Raw genomic sequence first — 2,687 nt, 5'->3', positions numbered from 1 at the left:
GCCGCCCCCCCCGCGCACCCGGCCCCGGCCCCCACCCGGGGGGGGGGGCCTTCTCACGCTGATGACGCCGACCCGCCATGCTCGCCTCGCGGCAAGTGGTCGCTCGAAGCGACGAAGGTTGGGCCCGGGGGCTTGGATCGAGCCGACGTCCCGTCCAATGTAACGCATCTCGACCGGGAGCCAAGGGGCCGCAGGCAGATTTCCGGGTGTCGCCGCCAACGGCCGGAACCCCTTTTGTGGGTTCTGCACACTCAATGAACTTTATTTCTGGCCGGGCGCTGGTAGGTGCGACGATCGAGGTCTAGCATGCGCAGGGCGTGTCGATCAACAAACTGTTGAAGCGGCGCGCCCCGGACATCCCTCAAGTACAGACGGAAGAAGGACGTCGATGGCGACGGTGCCCAGTGTCTCCAACTCGATCACGGTACGGCTGGAGGTCCCGGCCAGGGGCAACGCCGTCAGCGCGATCACCACTGCGGTGGAGTCCTCCGGCGGCTCGGTCACCGGCCTGGACGTCACCGCCTCCGGCCTCGAGTCCCTGCGCATCGACGTGACCGTCGCCGCGTCCTCGGTCGCGCACGGCGAGGAGATCGTCGAGAAGCTCCGGACGATCGACGGCGTGAGCATCGGCAAGGTCTCCGACCGCACCTTCCTGATGCACCTCGGCGGCAAGATCGAGATGTCCTCGAAGCTGCCGATCCGCAACCGCGACGACCTGTCGATGATCTACACCCCGGGCGTCGCCCGGGTCTGCATGGCGATCGCCGAGAACCCCGAGGACGCCCGCCGCCTCACCATCAAGCGCAACAGCGTGGCCGTGGTCACCGACGGCTCCGCGGTGCTCGGCCTGGGCAACATCGGCCCGCAGGCCGCGCTGCCGGTCATGGAGGGCAAGGCGGCCCTGTTCAAGCGTTTCGCGGGCATCGACGCCTGGCCGATCTGCCTGGACACCCAGGACGCCGACGAGATCGTCGCCATCGTCCGGGCGATCGCCCCCGGCTTCGCCGGCATCAACCTGGAGGACATCTCCGCGCCGCGCTGCTTCGAGATCGAGGCCCGGCTGCGCGAGGCCCTGGACATCCCGGTCTTCCACGACGACCAGCACGGCACCGCGATCGTGGTGCTGGCGGCGCTGACCAACGCGCTCAAGGTGGTCGGCAAGGAGATCGCCGACATCCGCGTGGTGATGTCCGGCGCCGGCGCGGCCGGCACGGCCATCCTCAAGCTGCTGCTGGCGGCCGGCGTGGAGCACGCCACCGTGGCGGACGTGCACGGCGTGGTCCACAGCGGGCGCGAGGACCTCAACGACAGCCTGCGCTGGATCGCCGAGCACACCAACCGCTCCGGCCGCACCGGCAGCCTCAAGGAGGCCGTGGCGGGCGCCGACGTGTTCATCGGCGTCTCGGCCCCCAACGTGCTGGACGGGGACGACCTGGCCACCATGGCGGAGGACGCGATCGTCTTCGCGCTGGCCAACCCCGACCCGGAGGTCGACCCGGCGATCGCCCGGCAGACCGCCGCGGTGGTCGCCACCGGCCGCAGCGACTTCCCGAACCAGATCAACAACGTGCTGGTCTTCCCCGGCGTCTTCCGCGGCCTGCTGGACGCCCAGAGCCGGACGGTCGACACCGAGATGATGCTGGCCGCCGCCCGGGCGCTGGCCACCACCGTGGCGGACGACCAGCTCAACGCGAACTACATCATCCCCAGCGTGTTCCACCCGGACGTGGCCAAGACCGTCGCCGCGGCCGTGCGCGAGGCCGCGCTGGCCGCCCGGGGCGGCCAGGAGCAGGCGCCCGCGCGGCCCACGCCGGGGATCGTCGGCACCCTCGACACGGGCACCTTCCCGGTCGCCGGTCTGTAGCGGCCGCCCGCCGCCGGAGTGTCGTTCTTGCCCGATCGGGTGTGCGATCGGCCGACCGGCCGCCCGACGCGCCCCTTCCCCTTGCGACACAAGGGGAAGGGGCGTGTTTGGGCTTGTCGGTGCCAGGGCGTACGGTAGCCCTGCACGGGGGTGGCGTGTCCGACAAGTACGGAACGTCCCTACCGCGCTTTCGGCGTGTCGTCCCGGCCGCCGCCCGCACCGGTGCGCCGGGGCCGACGGAGCGTCACACCTCCGCCGGGCGGGTCGGGTTCGGGTCGGTGTCGCCGGAGGCCGATTGGCTTTCTCAGTGCCGGTCGGGGCAGGATTCGTACCCGGGCGGGCATTTTGCGGCGCTTCGGGGGCCGAGACCGATCCCTGACCACCCCTCGCCTGAACGAGCACCAGTGTGCGGACCAGCGGCCCATCCGGGTTCCCCCGGGGGGCGACCGATGGGGCCCCCGCACACCGCAAGCAACAGACCACAGGAGTACACATGAACCGCAGTGAGCTGGTGGCCGCGCTGGCCGAGCGCGCCGAGGTGACCCGCAAGGACGCCGACGCGGTGCTGGCCGCCTTCGCCGAGGTCGTCGGCGAGGTCGTCGCCAAGGGTGACGAGAAGGTCACCATCCCCGGCTTCCTGACCTTCGAGCGCACCCACCGTGCCGCCCGTACCGCGCGCAACCCGCAGACTGGTGACCCGATCCAGATCCCGGCCGGCTACAGCGCCAAGGTCAGCGCCGGTTCCAAGCTCAAGGAAGCCGCCAAGGGCGCCTGAGCGGTACCGCGACCGTAACGACGACGGCCGGCCTCCCCCACGGGAGGC

Annotated in this window: 2 protein-coding genes; both read left to right on the top strand. The window is 71.2% G+C overall.

The genetic code is table 11. The annotated features are described in order from the left end of the window. Positions 1-388: 388 nt before the first annotated feature. Positions 389-1,864, top strand: coding sequence for an NAD-dependent malic enzyme (locus ACFV0G_RS38080; protein WP_380558045.1), 1,476 nt, complete (start codon positions 389-391; stop codon positions 1,862-1,864). A gap of 493 nt (positions 1,865-2,357) precedes the next feature. After that, positions 2,358-2,639 (top strand): HU family DNA-binding protein, encoded by a 282-nt coding sequence (locus ACFV0G_RS38075; protein WP_030271959.1) that lies wholly within the window; start codon positions 2,358-2,360, stop codon positions 2,637-2,639. Positions 2,640-2,687 lie beyond the last annotated feature (48 nt).

It is taken from the genome of Kitasatospora sp. NPDC059571 (genome assembly GCF_042735675.1).
Classification (GTDB): Bacteria; Actinomycetota; Actinomycetes; order Streptomycetales; family Streptomycetaceae; genus Kitasatospora.
Note: the sequence above shows the minus strand (reverse complement) of the source record. Positions and strands in the feature narration are given on the sequence as shown.

Coding starts and splice junctions, on each gene's coding strand:
- ACFV0G_RS38075 (WP_030271959.1), top strand. CDS start 2,358: ATGAACCGCAGTGAGCTGGTGGCCGCGCTGGCCGAGCGCGCCGAGGTG.
- ACFV0G_RS38080 (WP_380558045.1), top strand. CDS start 389: ATGGCGACGGTGCCCAGTGTCTCCAACTCGATCACGGTACGGCTGGAG.